The organism is Phytohabitans aurantiacus, assembly GCF_027923225.1.
Lineage (GTDB): Bacteria > Actinomycetota > Actinomycetes > Mycobacteriales > Micromonosporaceae > Phytohabitans > Phytohabitans aurantiacus.
Window position 1 is genome coordinate 1 of record NZ_BSDI01000088.1, and the last position, 23787, is coordinate 23787.

At 69.9% G+C, this 23787-nt stretch carries 25 protein-coding genes; 11 read left to right on the top strand and 14 right to left on the bottom strand.

Annotated elements, in window-relative coordinates; translation table 11 throughout:
- Positions 1-1477 (bottom strand): HNH endonuclease signature motif containing protein (locus QMG73_RS43905; protein WP_281905831.1); only part of this gene is annotated, 1477 nt, incomplete at its 3' end.
- A gap of 340 nt (positions 1478-1817) precedes the next feature.
- Positions 1818-2378: a hypothetical protein gene (locus QMG73_RS43910; RefSeq protein WP_281905833.1), complete on the bottom strand. Its 561-nt coding sequence runs from the start codon at positions 2376-2378 to the stop codon at positions 1818-1820.
- A gap of 219 nt (positions 2379-2597) precedes the next feature.
- Between QMG73_RS43910 and QMG73_RS43915 the strand changes: the two genes are divergently transcribed.
- The 5 genes from QMG73_RS43915 (at position 2598) to QMG73_RS43935 (ending at position 5725) form a co-directional block, all read left to right on the top strand.
- On the top strand, positions 2598-2777 hold the full coding sequence (locus QMG73_RS43915) for a hypothetical protein (protein ID WP_281905835.1): 180 nt from the start codon (positions 2598-2600) through the stop codon (positions 2775-2777).
- A 9-nt stretch (positions 2778-2786) separates the two neighbouring features.
- Positions 2787-3440 carry a GntR family transcriptional regulator gene (locus QMG73_RS43920; protein WP_281905836.1) on the top strand — a complete coding sequence of 218 codons (654 nt, stop codon included), beginning with the start codon at positions 2787-2789 and terminating at the stop codon, positions 3438-3440.
- Positions 3437-4456: a 1-aminocyclopropane-1-carboxylate deaminase gene (locus QMG73_RS43925; protein ID WP_281905838.1), complete on the top strand. Its 1020-nt coding sequence runs from the start codon at positions 3437-3439 to the stop codon at positions 4454-4456. The genes QMG73_RS43920 and QMG73_RS43925 overlap by 4 nt, the downstream gene beginning before the upstream one ends.
- A gap of 94 nt (positions 4457-4550) precedes the next feature.
- Positions 4551-5192 carry an RNA polymerase sigma factor gene (locus tag QMG73_RS43930; RefSeq protein ID WP_281905840.1) on the top strand — a complete coding sequence of 214 codons (642 nt, stop codon included), beginning with the start codon at positions 4551-4553 and terminating at the stop codon, positions 5190-5192.
- A complete protein-coding gene (locus QMG73_RS43935) occupies positions 5192-5725 on the top strand; it encodes a hypothetical protein (protein ID WP_281905842.1) in 534 nt (177 codons plus the stop codon). The genes QMG73_RS43930 and QMG73_RS43935 overlap by 1 nt, the downstream gene beginning before the upstream one ends.
- A 5-nt stretch (positions 5726-5730) precedes the next feature.
- On the opposite strand, the gene QMG73_RS43940 is transcribed toward QMG73_RS43935, so the two are convergent.
- Positions 5731-6126 carry a hypothetical protein gene (locus tag QMG73_RS43940; protein WP_281905843.1) on the bottom strand — a complete coding sequence of 132 codons (396 nt, stop codon included), beginning with the start codon at positions 6124-6126 and terminating at the stop codon, positions 5731-5733.
- Positions 6127-6170: 44 nt separating this feature from the next.
- Here QMG73_RS43940 and QMG73_RS43945 point away from each other — a divergent pair, with 44 nt between their 5' ends.
- Complete coding sequence (locus tag QMG73_RS43945) at positions 6171-6368, top strand: multicopper oxidase domain-containing protein (protein WP_281905845.1); 198 nt, start codon at positions 6171-6173, stop codon at positions 6366-6368.
- Here QMG73_RS43945 and QMG73_RS43950 read toward each other — a convergent pair.
- Positions 6343-6924 (bottom strand): helix-turn-helix domain-containing protein, encoded by a 582-nt coding sequence (locus QMG73_RS43950; RefSeq protein WP_281905867.1) that lies wholly within the window; start codon positions 6922-6924, stop codon positions 6343-6345. The genes QMG73_RS43945 and QMG73_RS43950 overlap by 26 nt on opposite strands.
- Positions 6925-7038: 114 nt before the next feature.
- On the opposite strand from QMG73_RS43950, the gene QMG73_RS43955 reads away from it, so the two are divergent.
- The 5 genes from QMG73_RS43955 (at position 7039) to QMG73_RS43975 (ending at position 13448) form a co-directional block, all read left to right on the top strand.
- Entirely contained in the window at positions 7039-7992 is a 954-nt protein-coding gene (locus QMG73_RS43955; RefSeq protein ID WP_281905846.1) for an NAD(P)/FAD-dependent oxidoreductase, read from the top strand.
- 565 nt (positions 7993-8557) lie between these two features.
- A complete protein-coding gene (locus QMG73_RS43960) occupies positions 8558-9868 on the top strand; it encodes an ABC transporter substrate-binding protein (RefSeq protein WP_281905847.1) in 1311 nt (436 codons plus the stop codon).
- Between the two features lie 75 nt (positions 9869-9943).
- A complete protein-coding gene (locus QMG73_RS43965; protein WP_281905849.1) occupies positions 9944-10822 on the top strand; it encodes a carbohydrate ABC transporter permease in 879 nt (292 codons plus the stop codon).
- Positions 10819-11664 carry a carbohydrate ABC transporter permease gene (locus QMG73_RS43970; RefSeq protein WP_281905850.1) on the top strand — a complete coding sequence of 282 codons (846 nt, stop codon included), beginning with the start codon at positions 10819-10821 and terminating at the stop codon, positions 11662-11664. Before QMG73_RS43965 ends, QMG73_RS43970 begins: the two co-directional genes overlap by 4 nt.
- The gene (locus QMG73_RS43975) at positions 11661-13448 is read left to right on the top strand and encodes a glycoside hydrolase family 127 protein (protein ID WP_281905851.1); all 1788 of its coding nucleotides are present in this window, start codon (positions 11661-11663) and stop codon (positions 13446-13448) included. The genes QMG73_RS43970 and QMG73_RS43975 overlap by 4 nt, the downstream gene beginning before the upstream one ends.
- Here the strand turns inward: QMG73_RS43975 and QMG73_RS43980 are convergent.
- The 10 genes from QMG73_RS43980 to QMG73_RS44025 form a co-directional block, all read right to left on the bottom strand.
- Entirely contained in the window at positions 13445-14521 is a 1077-nt protein-coding gene (locus QMG73_RS43980) for a LacI family DNA-binding transcriptional regulator (RefSeq protein WP_281905852.1), read from the bottom strand. The two genes, QMG73_RS43975 and QMG73_RS43980, sit on opposite strands and share 4 nt — an antisense overlap.
- A 31-nt stretch (positions 14522-14552) precedes the next feature.
- On the bottom strand, positions 14553-15341 hold the full coding sequence (locus tag QMG73_RS43985; protein WP_281905854.1) for an ATP-binding cassette domain-containing protein: 789 nt from the start codon (positions 15339-15341) through the stop codon (positions 14553-14555).
- Complete coding sequence (locus QMG73_RS43990; protein ID WP_281905855.1) at positions 15341-16384, bottom strand: ABC transporter permease; 1044 nt, start codon at positions 16382-16384, stop codon at positions 15341-15343. The genes QMG73_RS43985 and QMG73_RS43990 overlap by 1 nt, the downstream gene beginning before the upstream one ends.
- 59 nt (positions 16385-16443) lie before the next feature.
- Complete coding sequence (locus QMG73_RS43995) at positions 16444-17571, bottom strand: sugar ABC transporter substrate-binding protein (protein WP_281905856.1); 1128 nt, start codon at positions 17569-17571, stop codon at positions 16444-16446.
- 2 nt (positions 17572-17573) lie between these two features.
- Positions 17574-18755 carry an aldose epimerase family protein gene (locus QMG73_RS44000; RefSeq protein ID WP_407676948.1) on the bottom strand — a complete coding sequence of 394 codons (1182 nt, stop codon included), beginning with the start codon at positions 18753-18755 and terminating at the stop codon, positions 17574-17576.
- Between the two features lie 194 nt (positions 18756-18949).
- On the bottom strand, positions 18950-21391 hold the full coding sequence (locus QMG73_RS44005) for a molybdopterin-dependent oxidoreductase (RefSeq protein ID WP_281905857.1): 2442 nt from the start codon (positions 21389-21391) through the stop codon (positions 18950-18952).
- Positions 21388-21969, bottom strand: a complete 582-nt coding sequence (locus QMG73_RS44010; protein WP_281905859.1) for a TetR/AcrR family transcriptional regulator — start codon at positions 21967-21969, stop codon at positions 21388-21390. The genes QMG73_RS44005 and QMG73_RS44010 overlap by 4 nt, the downstream gene beginning before the upstream one ends.
- Positions 21970-22036: 67 nt before the next feature.
- Entirely contained in the window at positions 22037-23011 is a 975-nt protein-coding gene (locus QMG73_RS44015; RefSeq protein ID WP_281905860.1) for an alpha/beta hydrolase, read from the bottom strand.
- 30 nt (positions 23012-23041) lie between these two features.
- A complete protein-coding gene (locus tag QMG73_RS44020) occupies positions 23042-23317 on the bottom strand; it encodes a hypothetical protein (protein ID WP_281905862.1) in 276 nt (91 codons plus the stop codon).
- Positions 23318-23484: 167 nt separating this feature from the next.
- Positions 23485-23787 (bottom strand): HNH endonuclease signature motif containing protein (locus QMG73_RS44025; RefSeq protein WP_281905864.1); only part of this gene is annotated, 303 nt, incomplete at its 5' end.

A 23787-nucleotide genomic window follows, 5' to 3' on the forward strand; every position in this document is an offset into this window, starting at 1 on the left:
GTTTGAGTCCGTGGTCGTGGCGGCAGAGGGTGCCGAGGTTTTCTTCGATGGTGGGTCCGCCGTGTGCCCAGTCTTTGATGTGGTCGATGTCGGCTTGGTGGGCGGGTACGCGGCAGCCGGGTGCTCGGCAGGTGCGGTCTCGGGCGGTGATGTGGTCGGCTAGGTCGGTGGTGGGTCTGCGGCGGGTGACGCCGGTGTAGAGGGTGTTGCCGTCGTGGACGGTGAATCGCCATCGGCTGCGTCGTTGTTGTGCGGCGACTTGGCGTGCGATGTCGGCGATGACCGGTCCCCAGCCGGCGAGGTCTCCGGGTAGCTCGGTCAGTCCGATGAGGGTGGATAGCGGCACGGTGAGCTCGACGCCGCCGCGCACCGGGCCGGTGGTGGCGCGTGTCGGGCCGGCGGTGCCAGGCGCCATGTCCCCGCAGGCCGTTTCGCCCGGCTCGAGCCGGCTGGCGGCCGCAGCCGCGCCGGGCACATGGGCAGCCTCTGCCGCGCCGGGCGTATCGGCGGCCTCGGCTGTGCCGGGCCGCTGGGCTGTGCCGCGTGTGTGGCCGGTGCTGGGTCGCTCGTTCGTGCTGTCGGCCTGGCCGGTGCCGGGCTGCCCGGCCGTGCCGGGCTGCCGGTTCGTGTCGTCGGCCTGGCTGGTGTCGAAGGGCGCGGCCATCGTTGGGGTCTTCGCCGCGTTGCAAGGCGCGGCGGACAACGCGGTCGCGGTGTTCAGGCCTTCGAGTAGGTCCAGGAATGTGTCGGCGCGTAGTTGGTCCAGGGTGCGTTCGTCGCCGCCGCGGCGGGCGGCGCGGGCGATCGCGTCGATCCGCGCGGAGGCTGCCGCGGCGCGTTCGGTGGGCAGGTTGGTGCCGCCCAGAAACGCGGTGCCCTCCGGCAGCAGCCCGTGATCCAGGCGCCGGTCGACGACGCTCTTGTCGCGGCGTTTGCGGGCGGCGTCGGGGTCGATGGTGATGACCAGCCGCTGCAACCGCACCCGCAACTGCCCCGTCGTCAGACCGTCCGCGACCGGCAACAGCCGCGCCGCCGCTTCCCGCGCCACATCTTCCGGCAGCACGGAGAGCACGTCGCAGAACACCCGAGCCCGCGGAATGTCGATGTGGCCAGCCCGCAAAGCGGCATACACATCAGGGAGGCGTTCGACCACGTCCAGGGCGAGGGTGAGTTGCTCGCCGGCGGCGCGGCGGGTCCAGCACAACGCGACCCGCACCTCATCGTCTGGGTATCGGCTCAACCCTTTCAACCGCTCGACCGGGCTGTTGAAGATGCCGGGTGGGCAGTGCGCGACTTCCACAATGTCGGCCAGCAGTTCGGCCTGGTCGTGGGCGACTTGGCGGGCGCGGGCCTGCATGACGGTGACCATGTCGTGGCCGTTGACACACGACCGGTCGATACGCGCGAGGATCGCGGCCAACCCCGGACCGGGCGGCATCTCCGCCAGATCTTCAGGAATGACCAGCCTCTCGATCACATGTTTGATTCTATCGAAATCCACCGACATTCGTTGCCCCGCCGGCAATCCAGCGGGGTTCAGGATGGCCGTCTGTCCACAATGGTGATCGCGGCGCACGACCTGCCCTGGTCGGGGTTGGTCGTGCGACGGCGGCGGGTGAGGCCGCGGGAGCAACGGCACGGCGCACGACGAACGCCGCGGTAGCTCACTCGCTCTTCGCTTGGATCTAGCCGATTTGTTGTCGTCCCAGCGGCAGTAAGTCGCCTAGATCTATTGGTGTCCAGGGTTTGAGATGTACGCGCGGAGCGCCTAAAAGCAGCATTGTGGACAGACAAACCTCCACCCCGGAGATCTCTGATTAGAGGGTGGTGACGGCGGCCTCGAACTTTTTGGCCTGCGACGGCTTCACCTTCCCGGTGAGCCGCACCAGGATCCGCTTGTCCGCGGCGCGGTAGTGGTACTCGGTGCCGAGCACCTGCATCTGCTTGAGGGTGTCCTGGATGTACTTCGACCGCGCGTCGGCGTCTTCGACCGTGGCGAACACCTCGACGACCAGGCCGCGGTCGATGCTGTACTTGTCGCCGTTCTTGGCGCCGCCGGGCACGTCGGCCGAGGCGCGCGACGTGTATCCGCCGGGCCGGCCGAGCTTGTCGTTGGGGTCCGTGTTCTCGTCCTGCTCGGCGATGGCGGTCAGGGGCAGGCCGGCGGCCTTGAGCGCGTCGACGACGGCCTTCGCGTCCAGGGCCTCGGCGGGCGCGCTGGGGCTCGGGGCTGGTGGTGGCACGCTCGGGCTGGCGCTGGCCACCGACCCCTGGCTCGCCTGGAGGTCGGTCAGTCTGACCGGGTCGTCGTCACCGCACCCGGCGGTGGCGAGGGCGAGCACCGCGGCGGCGGCGAGTGAAGCGATTCGTCGGGGCACGGCAACTCCTCAATGGACGGACGAGCCGACCGTACGCCATCGCGGCAACGTGCGTGCGTCCTGCTCCGTTCGGGCATCATCGGGGAGTGAAGATGCTGCCCTGCGGCCACATCGCCGCCGCCGGGCGAGCTGCGGCGGCTTGGCCTGCCGTTCGCGTCGCTTGACGCGGCGCCCATCCCTGGCCTGGCGCACCGGTGGCTGCTGCTCGACGAGGGCGCGGTGGTGCGCTGGCGCAGCGACCGGAACGAGGTCGTGGGGCGGGTGCGGGTCACGATGCCGGCACGGGCCGGAGAGGGCTACTTCAAGGACCATCCGGCACGGCCGCGCCTGCACGCGTCGCCCTCCGGACGGTACTGCGCCGCCGTCCTCTACGAACCGGGAGAGTCAACTGACATGTAACATGTCAGTGTGGATCTCAAGCCGGTAGGGCGGACGCTCCTGCGCGACCAGGCGTACCGCGCGATCAAGGACGCGATCGTCGTGGGCACCCTCGCGCCCGGTCAGGTGGTCAAGGACCACGAGCTCGCCGAGCAGCTCGGCTTCTCCCGCGCGCCGGTGCGCGACGCTCTCTCCCGGCTCGCCGACGAGGGCCTGGTCGAGTCCAAGCCGCAGAGCCACACCCGCGTCACGCCGCTGATCCTGCGGGACGTCCACGACGCACTCGTCGTGGTGCGCGCCATGCACGAGGCGGCCGCCCGCGCGGCGGTACCCCGGCTGACCGCGACCGACGTCGACTGGATGCGCGCCGCGAACGACGAGTTCGCGGACGCCGTGCGGGCTGGCGACGTCGAGCGCGCGTTGCGCTCCGACGACGCCCTCCACGATGTACTGGTCGCGGCCTGCGACAACCGTGCCGTCGCCGCCACCATCGACCGGTACACGCCGCTGATCCGCCGGTTGGAGCGGCAGCGGTTCGGCACGCTTCCCGGTCAGCGGTCGGTGGCCCGCCACGAGGAGCTGATCCAGGCGTGCGCGGCCGGCGACGCGGAGGCGGCGGCCGCGATCACCAGCACGATCTGGTCGAGCCTCGAATCACCGGAACCACCCAAGGAGCAGTCATGAGCCTCGAATCGTTCGACCGGTACCCGCTGCTATTCGGCCCGTCACCGGTCCACCCGTTGGAACGGCTCACCGCGCACCTCGGCGGCGCGAAGGTATGGGCGAAGCGGGAAGACTGCAACTCCGGCATCGCGTACGGGGGCAACAAGACGCGCAAGCTGGAGTACCTCGTCGCCGACGCGCTGGCGCAGGGCTGCGACACGCTCGTGTCCATCGGCGGCGTGCAGTCCAACCACACCCGGCAGGTCGCCGCGGTCGCCGCGCGGGCGGGGATGCGCTGCGTCCTGATCCAGGAGAGCTGGGTGGACTGGCCGGACTCCGTCTACGACAAGGTCGGCAACATCCTGCTCTCCCGCCTGGCCGGCGCCGACGTGCGGCTGGTGCGGGCCGGGTTCGGCATCGGCTTCAAGGAGAGCTGGCAGCGGGCGCTGCGCGAGATCGAGGAGGGCGGCGGCAAGCCGTACGCGATCCCGGCCGGCGCCTCCGACCACCGGCTCGGCGGCCTCGGGTTCGCCCGGTGGGCGTACGAGGTGGCGGCCCAGGAGCGCGAGCTCGGCGTCTTCTTCGACACGATCATCGTCTGCTCGGTCACCGGCAGCACGCAGGCCGGCATGATCGCCGGCTGTGCCGCACTGCGCGCCGCCGGCGGCCCGCTCCGCCGCGTCATCGGCATCGACGGCTCCGCCAAGCCGAAGGAGACCTGGGACCAGGTCGCCAGGATCGCTCGCGCCACGGCCACGCTGATCGGCGTCGAGAGCCCGCTGGGCGACGACGAGATCATCCTCGACGAGCGGTACCACGCGGGGACCTACGGCGTCCCCGACGAACGCACGCTCGACGCGATGCGCCTGGCCGCGCGCACCGAAGGCATGATCACCGACCCGGTGTACGAGGGGAAGTCGATGGCCGGTCTCATCGACCTCGTCAGTACCGGCGAGATCGCCAAGGACTCCACCGTCCTGTACGCCCACCTCGGCGGCCAGCCCGCCCTGAACGCCTACAGCGCCCTCTTCTCCTGAGCCACCCGCGGGCCGGGGCGTGATCCGTACGCGAAGTCCTGACGGCTTCGAAGATCGCGGGAACTCGGAGCGGGCCACCGGACATAAACCGGGTATGGAACCACCGACGAGCGACCAAGCCCACGATGTCGAGCTGCTGGCGCGGGCGAACGACGGGGACGGGCAGGCGTACGGGCTGATTTTCCGTCGCCACGCCACCGCCGTCTACAACCACTGCTTCCGCCGGCTCGGCTCGTGGAGCGCGGCCGAGGACGCCACCTCGCTGGTCTTTCTGGAGACCACCTCGCTGGTCTTTCTGGAGACCTGGCGCCGGCGGCGGGACGCCATCGACGCCGACGGTTCGCTGCTGCCGTGGCTGCTCGGCGTCGCGAACAACGTGGTGCGAAACCTGAGCCGCACGGCCCGCCGGTACGACGCCGCGCTGTTCAAGCTGCCGCAACCCGCCGCCGAGCCCGACCACGCGGACGTGGTCGCGGCCAGGCTGGACGACGAGCGGCGGATGCGCGCGGTACTGCACCAGCTGTCCGCCCTCAGCGGCCCGGAGCAGGACGTGGTCGGCCTGGTGCTGATGTCCGGCCTGAGCTACGCCGAGGCGGCGGTCGCTCTGGGCGTACCGGTCGGCACCGTCCGGTCCCGGCTGTCCCGCGCCCGCCAGCGGCTCGGTGCCGGGTCGGCGGCCACCCCACTCGCCCCGGCGCCGGCCCGCACCCGGCAGCAACCCGAAGGAGCACGCTGATGTCCGACCTTTTCGATCTTCCAGCTGACCGCACGATCCCGGAGGCCCGCATGCACACCCGTGAACAGCACGTCGTCGCGTACGCCAGCCCCGCCAAGCCGCAGCGCGCCCGCCGCAAGGTGGGCCGGTACGTCGCCATCCTCGTCGGCGCGTCCGCGCTGGCGCTGGGCGGCACCGCCGCGGCGGCGTACGTGGCGTCCAAGCCAGCCACGCTGCCGGTCAGCGACGGACTCCGTTGCTACACCAAGGCGACGCTGGACGGTGGCGACGACTTCTACGGCACCACCCTCGCCCAGGCGCGGGCGGCCGACGGCAGCTACAGCTCGCGCCGCGCGATCGAGAGCTGCAGCGGCCTGTGGGACCAGGGATTCCTCCAGCTCGACAAGAAGCAGCCGGCCCGCCCGGAGGCCCTGACGCCGGAGCAGCCGATCCCGCCGCTGGTGGCCTGCACGCTCGACAACGGCATGGCCGCGGTCTTCCCCGGCGACGCGCAGACCTGCTTCCACCTGGGCCTGCCCAAACTGGCCGAATAGCCCGGTTACTCCACGGGGGCGCAGGCCAGGGCTGCCGTGTAGCGGTCTTCGGCGAAGAGCATGCCGCACACCTCGCTCCCCGGCGCGGCGCCCGACGCCAGCTCGAACGTCGCCGTCGCCGGGCCGCCAGCGCAGGAGACCGTCTCCAGGTGCGCGAACTCGACGCCGCTCGCGTCCACTCCGGACAGGCGCAGGCCGACGGTACCGCGGCACGCCGCCGCCGGCGTGAACGTGACCGTGCTCCCACCGGTACCGGTCAGCGTGGTGCACAGCCGTCCGGCTGAGTCCCCGCTCGGTGCGGTGGCGAGGAACGCGTCCGCGCACACCGGCGTACCGGCGGAGGCGCTGGCGGTCGGCCGCGCGCTGGCGGACGCGCCGCCGCTCGGGACGGCGCTGGCCATCGGTGCCGGATGGCTGTGCCAGACGGCGGGGCCGCTCGTGGCGGGTGAACGGGGCCGCGCCGACGGGCACGTTGAGCGGCACGTGGCGAGACACCATCGAGATTCCCGCGCAGTCGTCGCGCCAGATCGCGATGAGGTTCACCGACTACGCGGACGACGTGTACGGGTACATGCTCCACTGCCACAACGCGATCCACGAGGACGAAGGCATGATGCTCATGCTGATGGTGAGCGACTCTTGAGCGGCCGGGCGCGTACGTGCATCCGCTCGCCCTGCCGGCCGAACAGGCTCAGGATCTCGACGGGCCGATCCCCGGCGCTGCCGAACCAGTGCGGCACCCGGGTGTCGAACTCGGCCGCCTCGCCGGCCTCCAGTACCAGATCGTGCTCGCCCAGGACGAGGCGCAACCGTCCAGACAGGACGTACAGCCACTCGTAGCCCTCGTGCACGCGGGGATCCGGCTCGGCCTGAGCCGCCGGGACGATGATCTTCCAGGCCTGGAGGCCGCCCGGCTGGCGGGTCAGCGGGAGCACCGTGCGCCCGTGGGCCTGGCGCGGCTGGAGGCGCACCCGGGGATCGCCGACCTCGGGTGCGCCGACGAGCTCGTCCAGCGGTACCCGGTGCGCCTGCGCGATGGGCAGGAGCAGTTCGAGGCTGGGGCGGCGCTGGCCGGCCTCCAGGCGCGACAGGGTGCTCTTGGAGATGCCGGTGGCCTCGGAGAGCGCCGCCAGCGTCACGCCGCGCTGGGTGCGCAGCCGCTTGAGCCGGGGGCCGACGTCGGCCAGGGCGGCGGCGATCGCGGGTGCCTTGCCTACCGGAGCATTGTGGTCCACCCCTCCATCTCACCGCGCCTTTCCCAGAAACGGCAACAATAGTTGTCAAGATCGCAGGACCGGGCGGACCGTGGGCGCATGGATGAGTACGACGTCTTGGTGGTGGGCGGCGGCGCTGCCGGCTTGAGCGCGGCGCTGGTGCTGGCGCGGGCCCGGCGGCGCGTCGTGGTCGTCGACGCCGGCGCCCCGCGCAACGCACCCGCCGCGCACCTGCATGGTTTCCTGTCGCGCGACGGCATGGCGCCGCGCGACCTGCTCGCCGCCGGGCGGGCCGAGGTGACCGGCTACGGCGGTCACCTGGTCGACGGCACGGTGGACGCGATCGAGCCCGGCTTCAAGGTCCGGCTCGCCGACGGCTCGTCGCTGGCCGCCCGCCACGTTCTCGTCACCACCGGCCTGCGCGACGAGCTACCCGGCATCCCGGGCGTCGCCGAGCGGTTCGGCCGGGACGTGCTGCACTGCCCGTACTGCCACGGGTACGAGGTGCGCGACCAGCCGTTGGGCGTGGTGTCGAGCGTCCACCACGCGCTGCTGGTGCGTCAGTGGTCGTCCGACGTGCTCTTCTTCCCGCACACCGCCACCATCGCGCCGGACGACCGCGATCGGCTTGGTGCCCGCGGCATCCGCGTGGTGGACGGGACGGTGACGCGGATAGTGGTGGAGGGCGACCGGCTGCGTGGCGTCGAGCTCGACGGCGGCACCGTCGTACCGCGCGCGGCCGTGTTCGTGGGCCCCCGCTTCGTGCCGAACAGCGGCCTGCTCACCGGCCTGAGATGCGCGGTGGACGGCGACGGTTGGCCCGCCGTCGACCCGGCCGGGCGTACCAGCGTGGCCGGCGTGTGGGCGGCGGGCAACGCCGTCGACCCGCGCGCCCAGCTCATCACCGCGGCGGGCGCGGGCTCGACGGCCGCGATCGCCATCAACACCGAACTCGTGGAAGCCGACATCGCCGCGAGCCTCGCGGCATTCTCCGCCACCGCCGAGCGCCAGGTCGCCGACGCCGTCCTGGGCGCCAGCCGCCACGGCATGTAGATGGCGCGCGGCTCGAGCACGCTGATCGGTCCGCCAGCGGCGGCGTGATCGACACGCGGCGGCAGGCCGCGGCGATTCGGTCAGATCGGGAGCCCGCCGGAGGGGCCAGGCTCGGGATCGGACTTTGAGCTACCGCGGCGTCCGCCGTGCGCCATGCCGTTGCTCCCGCGGCCTCACCCGCCGCGATTCACAGTCGACCCGGCCGGTGCGGGGCCTGAGGTCCGGTGTGGGTCGTGTGGACGCGCAGGGTGAGGCCGCGGGAGCAACGGCCTGTAGCGCGACGAGCGTCGCGGTAGCTCAAGGACGGCGGCGAAGCCCGCCGATCAAGGCCATTCGCATCGATCAAGGGCGAACGCACGCGGAAAAGAGATCGAAGCACGTGCGTTCGCCCTTGATCGACGGACAGGGGGGCGGTCCGCGCGGACAGGGGGCGCGGGCCGCGCGGGGTGCGGCGGGGCCTGCGCCGAACGGGTGGGTCTCGGTATGAAAACGAATGAGTGCAATCGTATGCGCAGGCGAGTATGGTCCCATCAAGCCGGGTGAACTCGAAGCGAGGGAGCGACGGATGAGGACCCGTAGGTGGCCCGTCCTGTTAGCCGCGGCGACCCTGCTCGTCGCGGGCTGCGGCGGAGGGGCCGACGATTCCAACGAAGATCAGAATGCGGCGCCAGCGACCACCGGTTGCGCTTCCAGCGGCGACCTGACGATGTGGGAGCGCTCGGGGGGCAACAAGCCGATGGTGGACATGCTCGTCGAGGCGTGGAACACCAAGAATCCCGACTGCAAGGTCAACCTGACGTACATTCCGCACACGGAGATGGTCGGCAAGATCGCGCAAGGCATCGCGTCCGGTGAGGTGCCCGACCTGATGGGCATGGATCTCATCTACGCGCCGCAGTTCGAGAAGGCGGGTCAGCTCGTCGACCTGACCAGCCGCATCAAGGACTGGCCGGAGCTGAAGACGGCCAGCAAGGGGCACATGACGGTCGCCACGTTCGAGGAGCGGCTGTACGGCGTGCCGCTCTACGCCGACGTGTCGGCGCTGTTCTACAACAAGGACCTGTTCACGCGCGCCGGTCTCGACCCGAACAAGCCGCCCACCAGCCTGGCCGAGCTCCGCGCGGCCGCTGACAAGATCACCGCGCTCGGCGGCGATCTCAAGGGGTACTACCTGCCCGGCAACTGCGCCGGCTGCAACATCTTCACGGTCGGCCCGCTGATGTGGGCCTCGGGTGCCGAGATCGAGGCGGCCACCAAAGACGACGAGCCGCTGACCGGCGACGGCGTCAAGCAGGTGCTCCAGTTCGCCCGCGACATGGTCAAGGCGGGCAACGTGCACGACGGCGACCGGGCGGAGAACGGCGAGACGTTCCACCTCCAGTTCGGCTCCGGCAAGATCGGCATGATGGGCACGGGCAACTTCCAGATCAACCAGATCCGGGAGCAGAACCCGTCGATGAAGTTCGGCATCGGCCTGCTGCCCGGCGCCACGGCCGGCTCGTCCGCGTCGTTCATCGGCGGCGACCTCGTCGTCGTGCCACGCGGCAGCGAGCGGGTCGCCGACGCGGTCAACTTCATGAAGTTCCTGCTCTCCGACGAGGTGCAGGTCGAGGTGTACGCCAAGGCGCTCAACCTGACCACCCGCACCGACATGATCGACAACAAGTACTTCCAGGCCGAGCCGCTCGTGCAGGACGTGGCGAAGGCGCTCGAGGTGGGCCGCACGCCGTACACGCTCACGTTCTTCGAGCAGATCAACTCACCGCAGGGCCCGTGGCTGAAGATGCTCCAACGGGCGTACTACACGGACGAACCGCTCGACACGATCATCGCGGACGCCAAGAAGTCCATGAAGGACATCGCCAGCCAATCCTAGGAGGGGGCCCGGCCGTGCCTACTCGGGTCCTCCCACCCGGGTGGGCACGGCCGCCGGGCCCGCGGGAGGTTGCCCGTGTACCGCAGCACGCGAGGTCGCCTGGTCGGGCTGGCCTATCTGGCTCCGGCGCTCGTGTTCGTGCTCCTGTTCACCGTCTACCCGCTGGGGCGGATGGCCTGGATGTCGCTGCACAACTGGTCTCTGCTCACGCCGCCGGTGTTCGTGGGGTTCGACAACTACGAGCGGGTGTTCGGCGACCGCCAGTTCTGGGTGTCGTTCCTGTTCACACTCAAGTACACGGCGCTCATCACGCCGGTGCTGATCGTGGGCGGCTACCTGCTCGCGCTGCTGACCGCGCACAACTCGCCGCTGCGCAAGGTCACCCGCACGGTGGTGTTCATACCGGTCGTGATCGGCCTCGGCGTGTCGAGCCTGCTGTGGTACTGGCTGTTCAGCGCCGACTTCGGCCTCGTCAACCGGGCGCTGATGGACCTCGGACTGGTCGACAAGCCGGTGCTGTGGCTCGGTGTCGACGCCGACATGTCCAACCTGGCGATCAGCGCCTCGGTGGTGTGGAAGGTCATCGGCTTCGGGATGATCCTGTTCGTCGGCGCGATCCAGGCGGTGCCCACCGAGGTCAACGAGGCGAGCATGGTCGACGGCGCCGGCTACGGCCAGCGCGTCACCCGGGTCATCCTGCCGCTGACCCTCCGCACGGTGCTGCTGGTGACGCTGATCAGCGTGATCGGGTCGCTGCTGGCGTTCGACCAGTTCTACATCATGACGGCCGGGCAGCCGCAGAACGAGACCGCCACCTCCGTCTTCTACGTGTACCTGAACTCCTTCCCGTACCTGAAGCTCGGCTACGGCGCCGCGCTGTCGATGGTGCTGGCGCTGACGATCCTGGCCTTCACCGTGGTCCAGTTGCTGCTCACCCGCAGGAGCGAGGTGTGACGCCCCGGCGCTTCGGGCGCTCCGGCTACCTGGTCGGAGCGGTCTGCCTCGCCATCATCGCGGTCATGCTGGCGCCGCTGGTGATGTCGGTGTTCGCCTCGGTCAAGCCCACGGCGGAAGCGGCGGCGACGCCGCCGACATACGTGCCGCACGGCATCAGCATCGACAGCTACGAGCGGCTCTGGAGCTATCAGGAGGGGCTTCCCGTGTACCTGTGGAACAGCCTCGCCACGGCGTTGCTGACCATAGCCTTCACGCTGCTGCTCACCGTGCCCGCCGCCTACTCGCTGGCGCGCTTTCCGGTGCCGGGCAAGGAAGTCATCTTCGTGGTGCTGCTGCTCGCGCTGATCGTCCCGTACCAGGCGATGCTCACCCCGATGTTCCTGATGTTCGCCGACATCGGGCTGACCAACTCGCTGTTCGGTCTCGCCATCCTGCACACCGCGATCCAGTTGCCGTTCAGCCTCTACATCCTGCGCAACAGCTTCGGCGCCGTGCCCCGCGAGCTCGAAGAGGCGGCCATTGTGGACGGTGCGTCGTCGTGGCAGGCGCTCGTGCGGGTCTTCGTCCCGTCCAGCGTCCCGTCGATCGTCACGGTGGCGCTGTTCGCGTTCATCATGTCGTGGAACGAGTTCCTCGGCGCGCTGGTGATGATGAGCAAGGGCTCGAAGTTCACGCTGCCACTCGTCCTGGCCGCCTCCCGCACCGAAACCAGCCTCGGCGGCACCGACTGGGGCATGCTCCAGGCCGGCGTCACCATCTCGGTCGTCCCGTGCGTCCTGGTCTACCTGTTGCTGCAGCGCTACTACGTGTCCGGTCTGATGAGTGGAGCGACGAAATGAAGGTGACGATCGGAGACGGGTTCTGGGGCGAGCGGCTGCGGACCAACCGGGACCGCACGATCCCGCACGGCTTCGGCCAGTTGCACCGCTCCGGCGTACTGGACAACCTGCGCATGGCCGCCGGCGCCGATGGCCGCTACCAGGCGTACGCCGACAGTGCCGGCACCGGCCTGAAGTTTCTGGACTCCGATGTGTACAAGTGGCTGGAGGCGGTCGGCTGGGAGCTCGGCCGGGCCCGCGATCCGGGCCTGCTCGCCGCGGCCGACGACGCGATCCGCGTGGTGGCGGCGGCCCAGCGCGGCGACGGATACATCAACAGCTTCGTGCAGGTGGTCGGTGGCGGCACGCCGCACCGCGACCTCGAATGGGGGCACGAGTTCTACTGCGTCGGTCACCTGATCCAGGCCGGTGTCGCCTGGCACCGCGCCCTCGGCGACGACCGCCTATTGGGCATCGCCACCCGGGCCGCCGACCGGATCCTCGACGAGTTCGGCCCCGGCCGGCGCGACGGCGTCGACGGGCATCCGGGCATCGAGACGGCGCTCGTCGACCTGACCCGGGTCACGGGGGAGCGGCGGTACCTCGACCTGGCCGCCCGGCTGCTCGACCTGCGCGGTCGGGGGCTGCTCGGGCCGGGGCGGTTCGGTGCCGCGTACTGGCAGGACCACGATTCGGTGCGCAAGGCGACGACGGTGGCCGGCCACGCGGTGCGCCAGCTCTACCTGGACTGCGGCGCCGTCGACGTGGCCGTGGAGCTCGGCGACGACGAGTTGCTCGGCGCGGTGCGCCGCCGCTGGGACGACCTGATGCGCACCCGCACCTACTTGACGGGTGGGATGGGCAGCCGGCACAAGGACGAGGCGTTCGGCGATCCGTTCGAGCTGCCACCCGACCGGGCGTACGCCGAGACGTGCGCGGCCATCGCGAGCGTGATGCTCGCATGGCGGCTGCTGAAGGCGACCGGCGACGTGGGGTACGCGGACGCCATGGAGCGGGCCATGTTCAACGGCGTGCTGTCCGGGGTCTCGTTGACCGGCACCGGTTTTCTCTACGTCAACCCGTTGCAGCGGCGGACGCTGCGCACGTACGAGCCGCCCGGCCATGGCGAGCGCGCCCCGTGGTACCCGTGCGCCTGCTGCCCGCCGAACCTGATGCGCCTGTTCAGCTCCTGGGAGCAGTACCAGGCGACCAGCGACGGTGCCGGCGTGCAGATCCACCAGTACGCGACGTCGGAGATCTCGGCCGGTGGCGTCACGCTGTCGGTGCGCACCGATTACCCGTGGCACGGTCGCGTGACGGTCCACATCGGTCAGACGCCCGACGAGCCGTGGCGGCTGACGCTGCGGGTGCCGCACTGGTGCCGTTCGGCCACCGTCACCGGGCCGGATGGTGCGTGGCACGCGGGCCCCGGTGCCGTGGAGCTGTCCCGGCGCTGGCAGGCGGGGGAAGCGGTCGTGCTCGACCTCGACATGCCGGTGCGGGTCACCGAGCCCGACCCGCGCATCGACGCGGTGCGCGGCAGCGTCGCGGTCCAGCGCGGCCCGATTGTCTACTGTGTAGAGTCGGCCGACGTGCCGCGCCGCACCCAGCTGGAGGAGCTGCGCTGGGACGCGGGCCGGCAGCCGGTCGAGGTGCCGCGCCCCGATATCGGCGCCGGCGTGGTGGGCGTACGCGTTCCGGTGTCGGCGCAGGGCCGGGCCGGCGACCTCACGGCGGGCGCCATCCCGTACTACGCGTGGGGCAACCGCCGCGTCGAGGGCATGCGCGTGTGGATCCCCCGTTAGGCGGGTGGGGCGGTCGAGTCGCGGAGGATCAGCTCGGGCTCGAAGACGTCGAGGTGCGGCTCGCGGGTCGCCTCGGGATCGCGGGCCAGCGTCACCGCCTGGGTTACCGCGTGGCTGACGATCTCCGCGATCGGCATCCGCAGGGTCGTCAGGGCCGGCACGGTGTGGCTGACGATCAGGATGTCGTCGAAGCCGACCACGGAGAGCCGGTCGGGCACGGTCGCACCGAGGCTGTGCGCGGCGTGCAGAACGCCGATCGCCACGAGGTCGGTCGAGGTGGCGACCGCGGTCGGCGGCTCGGGCAGCTCCAGCAGCCGGCGCAGCGCCGCGTCACCACCGGCGAGCGTGTTGGCCGTGCGTTCGAGATAGCCGAGCGGCACCGAGCCGAACCGCTCGCGCATGAAGTCGACGTATGCCGTCTCGCGGACCCGGTAGTCGTTGGGCAGCTCGGCGTTGACGAACGCGATCCGCCGGTGGCCCAGCGAGATCAGGTGCTCCAGCCCGGTGCGGATGCCGGCACGGTCGTCGGCGTCGACGGTGGGAAACTCGAGCGGGCTCGTGCCCTGCCACAGCGCGACGACCGGCGCGCGGGAATCCCGCAGGTCAGCCAGGAGTTGCGGGTGGCTGCCCATGTCGCCGAGCAGGATCATCGCGTCGATGTGCCGGGTCTCCAGCACCGAGGTCAGCGACGCCGCCGCGTCGAGCTTGCCGTGCACGTGACCGAGCACCACGTTGTATCCGTGCGACATCGCCTGGCCGACGAGGGTCTCGACGGCGCCGGCGTAGAAGGGGTCGCTGAAGTCGCGGACCACCACGCCGATCAGGTTGGTGGCGGCGCCGCGCAGGCCGCGGGCCAGCGGGTTTGGCCGGTAGCCGAGCCGGCGCGACGCCTCGATCACGCGCTCCCGGGTCTCGGCACCGATGCGCACCTTGGTCGGCACACCACTGAGCACGCGGGAGACGGTGCTCTGGGAGACTCCGGCAGTGGCCGCGATGTCGCGCATCGTCGCGGCGGGGGGACGAACCGCCGTCCCCGACGCTTCGTCCGGGGTCGACCGAGAAGCTTTCGACATCGCGGCTAGGTTACCACGAATACGTTTGCACTCACGGGTTGGATCTCCGATTGTTCGCCGCGCGCGCGGCCCGTCCGGCGCGGTACTCGGCGACCACGAGGTCGGTCAGCTCCTGCTGCGAGGTCTGTGATGTCGGCTTGTCGAAGGTGATTTCGCCGTGTTGGAGGACGTTGACGCGGTCGCAGACCTGGAGCACCTGAGCGTAGTTGTGGGCGATGATGATGATCGAGACGGTGCCCCGGGCTTTGAGGTCGCTGATCAGGTCGAGGATGAGTGTGCCTTCTTTGGCGCCCATGGCGGCGAGGGGTTCGTCGAGGAGCAGGATGCGGGCGTCGGAGTAGACGGAGCGGGCGACCGCGATCGCTTGGCGTTGCCCGCCGGAGAGCTTGGCGACCTCGACGGTGACGTCTTGGATGTTGACGCCCATGTCGTCTAGGTGTTGTTTGGCGAGGCGTCGCATGAGCCGGTTGTTGAGCAGCGGCCAGCGGATCTTTTCGCGGTTGAGGAACATGTTGTGGTAGACGGACAGTTCGTTGACCAGTGCCAGGTCCTGGTAGACGGTGTCGATGCCGACCTGGCGGGCGTGTTCGACGCTGCGCAGTGCGACCTCTTCGCCTTCGACGAGGATGCGGCCCTCGTCGGGTTTGTGGAAGCCGGACAGGATTTTGATGAGGGTGGATTTTCCGGCGCCGTTGTCGCCGATCAGGCCGAGGACTTCCCCCTGGTTGAGGTGGAGGTTGACGTCGCGCAGGGCGGTGAGCGCCCCGAAGCGTTTGGCGATGTTTTCGACGCGCAGGGCCTGGGTGGGCGCGGCTTCCATCAGGTTCTCCCGGCTCGGCGTAGGCGGGACAGGTACTGGTTGGCGATCATCGAGGCGAGGATGGCGATGCCTTGGATGAGGAAGAACGAGTTGGCGCTGATGCCGAGCAGGTTGAACCCGTTCTGCAGTTCGGCGAGCACGAGCATGCCGAGCAGTGCGCCGATGACGGTGCCGGAGCCGCCGGCCAGTGCGGTGCCGCCGATGACCGCGGCGGCGATGGCGGTGAACGTGATGCGGGTGCCGCCGCCGATGTTGGGGTCGATGGAGTTGATGCGGAACGCTTCGAGCAGGCCGGCGAAGGCTCCGAGGACGCTGACGATCATGAAGTTGCCGGTTTTGACGCGGGTGGCGCGGATGCCGGCCTCGGTGGCGCCGAGTGGGTTGCCGCCGACGGAGATCGTGTGTAGTCCCCATCGGGTTTGGGTGAGCACGATGTGGAAGATGGCCACGACAAGCAGGCACCAGGCGAGGGTTGCCCAGTCGCCGGCGCCGAGCCAGGTCTGGATGTTGCCTTTGGTCGGTTCCGGTATCGCCACGGGGTAGGCGTGCGAGGTGGTGAGTAGGACGCCGTAGAGCAGGTAGAAGGTGCCGAGCGTGGTGACGAACGAGGGCACTTTCAGGCGGATGGTGATGAACCCGTTGACGAAGCCGATGCCGGCGGCTATCACCAACGCGAGCAGGATCGCGGGGATCGCGGGGATCGAGTAGAGGTCGATCGCGTAGTGCATCAGGTAGGGCGCGAGGGCGGCGACCATGCCGACGGATACGTCGATCTCGCCGGAGACCAGGAGCAGCACGATGCCCACGGCCACGATCGCTGTCGGTGCGGTGGCTTGGGCGATGTTGCGGAGGTTGTCGGTGGTCAGGAAGATCGGCGTGGAGGCTTGGAAGTACACGACCAGGCCGATGGCCACGAGCAGCACGCTGGCTTCGCGGCGGCGCAGGAACGCGTCGGTCGCGGTGCGCAGCACGCGCCGCGCGGGGCGTGGCGGTTCCGGCTGGTCGGCGCCGGTGGCCGCGGGGGATGCGATGGTATCGCTCATCAAGGCTCCCTTCGGTGGTGGCGCCGCCCGCGCATGAGCGGGGGCGGCGCCGTCGCGGCTCACTCGTGCGCGATGGGTCCGGAACGCTCGACGAGCTTCGGTGCGGTGTCCGAGCCCTCGTACCGGGTCTTGCTGTTCTGGTACGGGTCGACGTTGTCCTTGGTGACGAACAGCAGGCCGGTGTTGGTCTGCGTCGGCGAGATCAGCCCACCGGAGAGCTTGTACAGGTAGAGGGCGAAGACCGGCAGGAACCCCTGCAGGTACGGCTGCTGGTCGATGGTGTAGTCCAGGTCGCCGGACTTGACGGCGGCGAGGGTCTCGGGCACCAGGTCGAACCCGCCAGCCACCTTCAAACCCTTGTCGCGCAGCTTGTACTTGCCGACCACCTGACCGACGGACTGTGTGGAGCCGGCGTCGACCGCGAGGAGCCCGGCGACGTTTTGGTGGCCCTGCACGTAGGCGTCGATGATGGACAGTCCCTGTGTCACGTCGGCGTTCGTGGCCACCGGGGTGAACGTGATGGGTTTGCCGGAGTCCTTGAACGCCTGCTGCGCGCCGTCGATGCGGGGTTGGATGTTCAGCTGCCCGGGGGTGGCGATGAACCCGGCGACCTCGCCGGAGTCGATCTGCGTCAGCGCGCGTTGCCCGAGCGCGTATCCGGACTCGTAGAGCCCTTGCCCGATGTAGGCCAGCCGGTTGGAGCCGACGTCGTCGCGGGCGCCGTCGGCGTTGTACGACACCACGGGGATGCCGGCGTCCAACGCCTTGTCGACCGGGCCCCGGAACGCCGCCTTGTCCACCACGGCGAGGGCGATGCCGTCGGCGCCTGAGGAGATGGCGGTGTTGGTGGCGTCGACCATCTCCGCCACCACGGAGTTGACCGAGCCGGTCCACTGGTACTCGGCGCCGATCAGCTTGCAGGCGTCTTCGGCGCCGTACTGGGTGGGCGTGAAGAACGGATTCGTCGTGACGTGGCAGACGAAGACGAACTTCCACTTAGGAGTCTTGGGGAAGTTCCCGAACGCGTCGGCGCTGGTTGCCTGGTCTTCGCCGCACGCGGACAGCAGTGCGGTGGCGGCCAGTGACGCGCTGGCCAGGCCGGTGCCGGCCAGGAGCCTGCGGCGGGTGGCTGTGGGCAGGTTGAGGGTTTCGACCGCCTGCTCGACGGGGGGAGGGATTCTTCTCATGGTCACCTTCCCGTGCTGAACTGGTAGATCGTCGTGGTCTGGTAGGTCTGTCCGGGGTTCAGGACCGTGCTGGGGAACTGGGGCTGGTTCGGGGAGTCGGGGTAGTGCTGGGTCTCCAGGGCGAACCCGTCGCCCTGGCGGTACATGCGCCCGCTGGTGCCGATCAGGGTGCCGTCGAGGAAGTTGCCGGCGTAGAACTGGATCCCCGGTTCGGTGGTGTAGATGCTCAACACCCGACCGGATCCCTTCTCCAGCACGCGGGCGGCGAACTCCAGCTTCCGGAACGTGTTGTCGCGGCGGTCCAGGACCCAGTTGTGGTCGTACCCGCGCCCGATGACCAGCTGCTCGAAGTTCACCCGGTTGCGGGCGCCGATGGCGGTGGGTTTGGTGAAGTCCATCGGTGTGCCGGCGACCGGGTCGATCGCACCGGTCGGGATGAGCGTCGGGTCGACGGGCGTGTACCGGCTGGCGTTGAGGGTGAGCAGGTGGTCATCGATGGTGCCGGTGCCTTCGCCGGCGAGGTTGAAGTAGGCGTGGTTGGTGAGGTTGACGACCGTCGGCTTGTCGGTGGTGGCCTTGTAGTCCATCCGGATGCCGTTGTCGCGCGTCAATGTGTAGGTCACTTGTGTATTGAGGGTGCCCGGATAGCCCTGGTCACCGTCTGGACTGGTGAACGTCATGACCAGTCCGACCTCGCTACCACGGGTAAATGGAGCGGCCGTCCAGATGTGCTTGTCGAAGCCGATCGTGCCGCCGTGAAGGCTGTTCGGTGGATTGTTGATCGGCAGTGTGTAGGGGTCGCCGTTCAGGGTGAACTGGCCGTTCGCGATGCGGTTGGCGTATCGCCCGGTGATACACCCGAAGTACGGGCTTCTCTCGACATAGTCGGTGAGGTTGTCGAACCCCAGAGTGACGTTGGCGAGGCGTCCTCTACGGTCCGGGACCTCGATCGTCTGCAGGATCCCGCCGTAGGTGAGGATCCGCACGCGCATACCCTTACCGTTCGTCAGCGTGTACCGGTCGACCTGGCCTTCCGCGGTGCTTCCCCACGCCTCTTCGGTGATCTTCGGGCTGGCGTGCGCGCTGGAACTGTTAACGTGAACCAGGCCGGTCGCCGTAACGCAGAGTGTTATTGCGGCAATTCTGCCCGGTAGGCCGATTCTCCTTATTCGTACGGAGCTCATCGTCTTCCTCCGTGCTTTTACGAGAGAGCTGCCGGCCGCTCGTAATATAAGCACCCAGACACTATGGGGATGACGTCACGAATGCGCCACGTAATTGCCACGCAGGCATAACGAATTTCATTTGATGCATGCAAAAAAAGGGAATTGGCGCCGCAATTCTGGAATTGCGGAAGCGCTGCTCACGCTCTGATCGGTCACCCGACGCGTTCGAGGCGGGCTGGGATGTGTTTGTGCCATGGCGTACCGGCGAACGTGTCCTTCCAGTCCACAGTGGTCAGCGAGTTGGGTGCGGTGCCGGCCGCCGTGGTGGTGCCGTCGGGCGCTGTGAAGTCGGTGCCCATGCCGTTGGGCAGCGATACGTGTCCGGCCTGCATGGTGTCGCTCACCTCGACGGTGACCATCGCGGCGCCGCCCCGGGTGGTCAGGCGCGCGGTGTCGCCGTCCGACAGGCCGAGCCGCCGCGCGTCGTGCGGGCTGACGCGCAGCCGCCCGTCCCGGTCGCGGCGGCGCCAGCCGGGGTCGCGGATGATGGTGTTGGCGGTGAAGGCGCGCCGCTCGCCGGCCGACAGCACCAGCGGGTACTCCTCGGTCGTCCACTCCGACCGGACATTGTGGAGCTCGGCGATCTGGGGCAGCAGGTCGGAAATCGCGATGGTGAACCGCCCATCCGGCCGCCGCACGTACTGCCAGACCTCGTCCCAGGTGTCGCGGGTGAACACGATACCGGTGTCGCTGGCCAGCATCGCGTCGAACAGCGCGTTTCCGGCGGCGAGACCCTCGCCCCGGAAGCCGGCTCGGGCCACCCCGGTCGGGTGGGACATGGCACAGAGCTGGCTGGCGCCCCAGAGCACGGCCGCCCCGCGCAGCTCGGGCGGCAGGGTCTCGCCGAGCGTCTCGTACAGCAGGAAGGGCGCGACCGCGCCGAGCTTCGGCCGGGCCGCCACGGTGGCGAGCAGCGTGGCCGCGTACGTGTCCCGCCCGGCGCGCGCGGCGACCCGCAGCCGGCGCAGGGTGGTTTCGTCGACGGCGCCGAGCCGCCGCACCAGCCGCGCGTAGATCTCCGGCTCGGGCAGCGTGCCGGGCAGCGGTGACAGCAGCGGCTTGCGCAGGTGGAAGACGTTCTCGGGAAACTCGAAGTTGAAGAACGTCGCCTCCACCTTCTCGTACTGGCTGGCGGCGGGCAGCACGTAGTCGGCGAGCCGTGCGGTCTCGGTGAGCGCAACGTCGACCACCACGGCCAGGTCGACGGCTCGCATGGCCTCGCGGAAGCGCGTCGAGTCGGCCAGCGAGTGCGCCGGGTTGGCGCTGTCGACCCACAGCGCGCGGAAGCGGTCCGGGTGGTCGGTGAGGATCTCGTCGGCGATCGAGTTGCACGGCACCAGCCCGCCGATGATCCGCGCACCGGTGACCGGAGTGTGGCGGGCGCTGCTTCCGGCGTACCCGCTGGAACGGATCGTGCGGGCGGCGAGCGGCGCGAGTCCACTGAGGACACCGCGGGCGCCGGCCTCGGTGGCGCGGGCCGCTACCCGCGTCGCGAGCCCCAGCCCGGCGGCGATCCCCTTCGCGAGGGTCGGCCCGAGCGCGGCGACCCCGGCAAGCCGGTGGCGGCGCTGGCGCGGCGTGCCCGGCGGCCGTTCGTTGACCAGCGGCGACAGCGACGAGTGCAGGTACATGGTGCCGAGCCGACCGAAGTTGCCGGTGAGGATCCAGACGAGTTTGTTCAGATAGGACACCAGCGTGCTGTGCGGTCCATGTTGGATGCCCAGATCCTCATAGGTGGCAACGCTTTCGGCGGCAGCGATGCGCCGGGCTGTGCCACGGATCAGGTCTTCGTCGACGCCGCACGTCTGCGCGCACGCGGCGATGTCGATGTCGGCGAAGGCGGCGCGCACCTGCTCGTACCCGTGCGTGCGCGCGGCGAGGAACGCGGCGTCGACGAGATCCTCCTGCACGAGCGTGGCGACCAGCGCCGCCATCAGCCAGGCATCGCGGCCCGGCTTGACGCGCAGGTGGACGTCGGCGAGCTTGGCGGTGTCGCTGATTCGCGGGTCAACAACAATCATCGTCCGATGTGGATCGGCGCTGATCTCCCGCAGCACCGGCCGGGCGCGCGGGAAGCTGTGCGACTGCCACGGGTTCTTGCCCAGAAACAGCACGACCTCGGCGTGCTCGAAGTCGCCCTTGGTGTGTCCACCGTAGAGCTGCGCGTCGACCCAGATCTCGCCGAGCTTCTCCTGGGCGAGAGCGTTGGAGTGGTACCGCGCGCCGAGCGCCTTGCGGAACGCGAGCGCGTTGGCCGCGCCGAGGTGGTTGCCCTGCCCGCCACCGCCGTAGAAGAAGATCTTGTCGCCGCCGTGCCGCTCCTGGATCCCGCGCAGCCGATCGGCGATCTCGGCGATCGCGGTGTCCCAGCCGATTTCAGCGAACGTGCCGTCGGGCAGCCGCTTGAGCGGGCTGGTCAGCCGGTGCGGCCCGTTCTGGTACAGGTCGAGCCGCAGCGCCTTCTCGCACGTGTATCCCTGCGAGGCCGGGTGCGCCTTGTCGCCGCGTATCGAGCTGAGTGACCGCTCGGTCAGCGTGACCGTGATGCCGCAGTTGCACTCACACAACACGCACGCGGTGGCTCGAGCCGTCATCGGGCGACCGCCGCGCTCAGTACCGCCTCCAGTTGCGTGGCCACGGCGTCGAGCGGCGCGATGTCGCGCTTGGCGCGGCACAGCGCCACGCTGCCCTCGACGGCGGCGACCACGAGGGTGGCCAGGCGCGCGGCGTCTGGCGCCGCGACGCCGCGCTCGCCCAGCGCGGCGCCCATCAGCGCCTCCCAGTCCGCGAACACCTCGGCCGCCGCGGCGACCGCCGATCGGTCGCCGGCGGGCGGCTCCTCGATCGCGACTGCCAGGACCGGGCAGCCGGCCTGGAAGTCGGTGCCGAGCACCGTCTGGCGCCAGAGCGCCAGGAAGGCGCGCAGCCCCTCGACCGGACCGGCGGCGAGCTCGCGGCGCAGGACCTTAGAGACGAGCGAGCCGGCGTACCGGACGGCCTCAGCCGCCAGCTCCTGCTTGCCGCCCGGGAAGTAGTGGTACGTCGAGCCCAGCGGCGCCGCTGAGTGCTTGGTCAGCTCGCGCACGCTCGTCGCGTTGAGCCCACGGCGGCGGATCATGTCGGCCGCGCCGGCGACCATGCGCTGCCGCGCCTCCTGCCCCTGCTCGGTCACCTGACGCTCCTCCCGGCTATAACAGTCGTCATAGCCTAGCGCACGGTAACCGTGATCAGGGCGTCCCTCAAGTTGCTAGGGCGACTTCAGGGACGCCCTGATCACGGGTGACCGCCTCCGACAGGAGCGTCAGCGTCTCGTCAACGGGGGAGAGGGAGGCGGGCAGGCTCAGGAAGCCGTGCAGCATCGAGGCGATCGTCACCACCTCGACGGCGACGCCGGACTCGGCGAGGGCGGTGCCGAACGCCTCCCCGGACGCGCGCAGCAGGTCGTACTCCGCGTTGATCAACAGCGTCGGGCACAGGCCGGCCAGGTCCGCCCGCGCGGGCATGGCGTACCCGTCGGGCTCCCGATCGGGCCCCACATAATCGGCGGCGAGGCGGGCGCGGTCAGCGGGCGTGGACCGGACCACCCCCGGCAACTCGGCGAGGGCCGCGGCCAGACTCGGCGACGGGGTCGGTACCTGCGCGTGCAGCGTGGCATATACCGGTACGAGCCGGGCAGGCAGCCAGCCGTCGTCGTCGCGCAGGCGCAGCACCGCCCCGGTGGCGAGGTTGCCGCCCGCGCTGGCGCCTGCCACCGTGACGCGAGCCGGGTCGGCGCCGAGCCGCTCTGCGTTGTCGCGCACCCAGCGGATCGCGGCCACCACGTCGTCGTGCGGCACCGGGTACCGCACGCCGCCGACCGCGAGCCGGTAGTCGACGCTGACCACCACCGCGCCGGCGCGGGCGGCCACCTCGCGCGCGGTCCAGTCGGCCTCGGCCATGTCGAGGTCGCCATGAACGAAGCCACCGCCGTGCACCCACACCAGCACCGGCCGGCGCGGCTCCGGTACACCCCGGTAAATTCGCACCGGTACCGGACCGTGCGGCCCGGGCGCGGCATCGTCCTTAGTGTCCACAGTGGGCAGAGTGGCGGCGGGCGGCCAGACGCGGAAGTCGGACAGGCGCGCCCGGAGGAGCGGGTCGTCCATCGCGTCGCGCCAGGACGGCAGGTCGGCGAGCGGCGCCAGCTTCGCGGCGACAGCGGGATGTACCGGCATGCCATGATCATATGGCGCGGTCTGCCGGCCCTAGATGTGGGCGACGACCTCGCGCACCTCGACGCTGTCCAACGTGGCGAAGGTGGCGCGCGGAGCGTTGGGCAGGGCCTCAGCAGCGGCCTGGGCAGTCTGCCGGCTCTCAAAGAGGAGGACGGTGATGCCCTGCCCGCCGAGTGGCTCCAGCCAGTATCCGGAAACCAGCCCGGGGATCTGCTTCATTCGCGGCAGGACGTTGGCGTTCAGATACTCGATACCTTCCGCCTCATGGCCCGGCTCGATGTTCACGGTGACGACGACAGCATCCATGACGGCCCCCTCGCGTTCGTCGGCCGAGATTCAGCGTAGCGCCGACCGTGCCCGCCGCGGGCAGGTTCGACGCCGTATGGCGTGCGGCGGAACCAAGCAACGGACGTACAGGTCGTCACCGTCACGGACGACCCACCCGAGCACCTGCCGCCACAAACTCGAACCGCCTATCTGCGCTGGTGGTAGATGTTGCGCCGGGGTCTACGCTCACTGTCCACATAGGGTGGTGGAATGAACTCTGGCCGGCCGTCGTCGGCCATCCGCACTTCCCACTCTCCGCGGTGGATGAGCCGGTGATGGTATCCGCACAGCAGGACGCCGTTGTTGAGGGCGGTGTCGCCGCCGTCTGTCCAGTGTCGAATGTGGTGGCCGTCGCACCATTGTGGTGGTCGGTCGCAGCCGGGGAAGGCGCATCCGCCGTCCCGTGCGACGAGTGCTCGGCGTAGTGGTCCGGTGAACAGTCGTCGTTG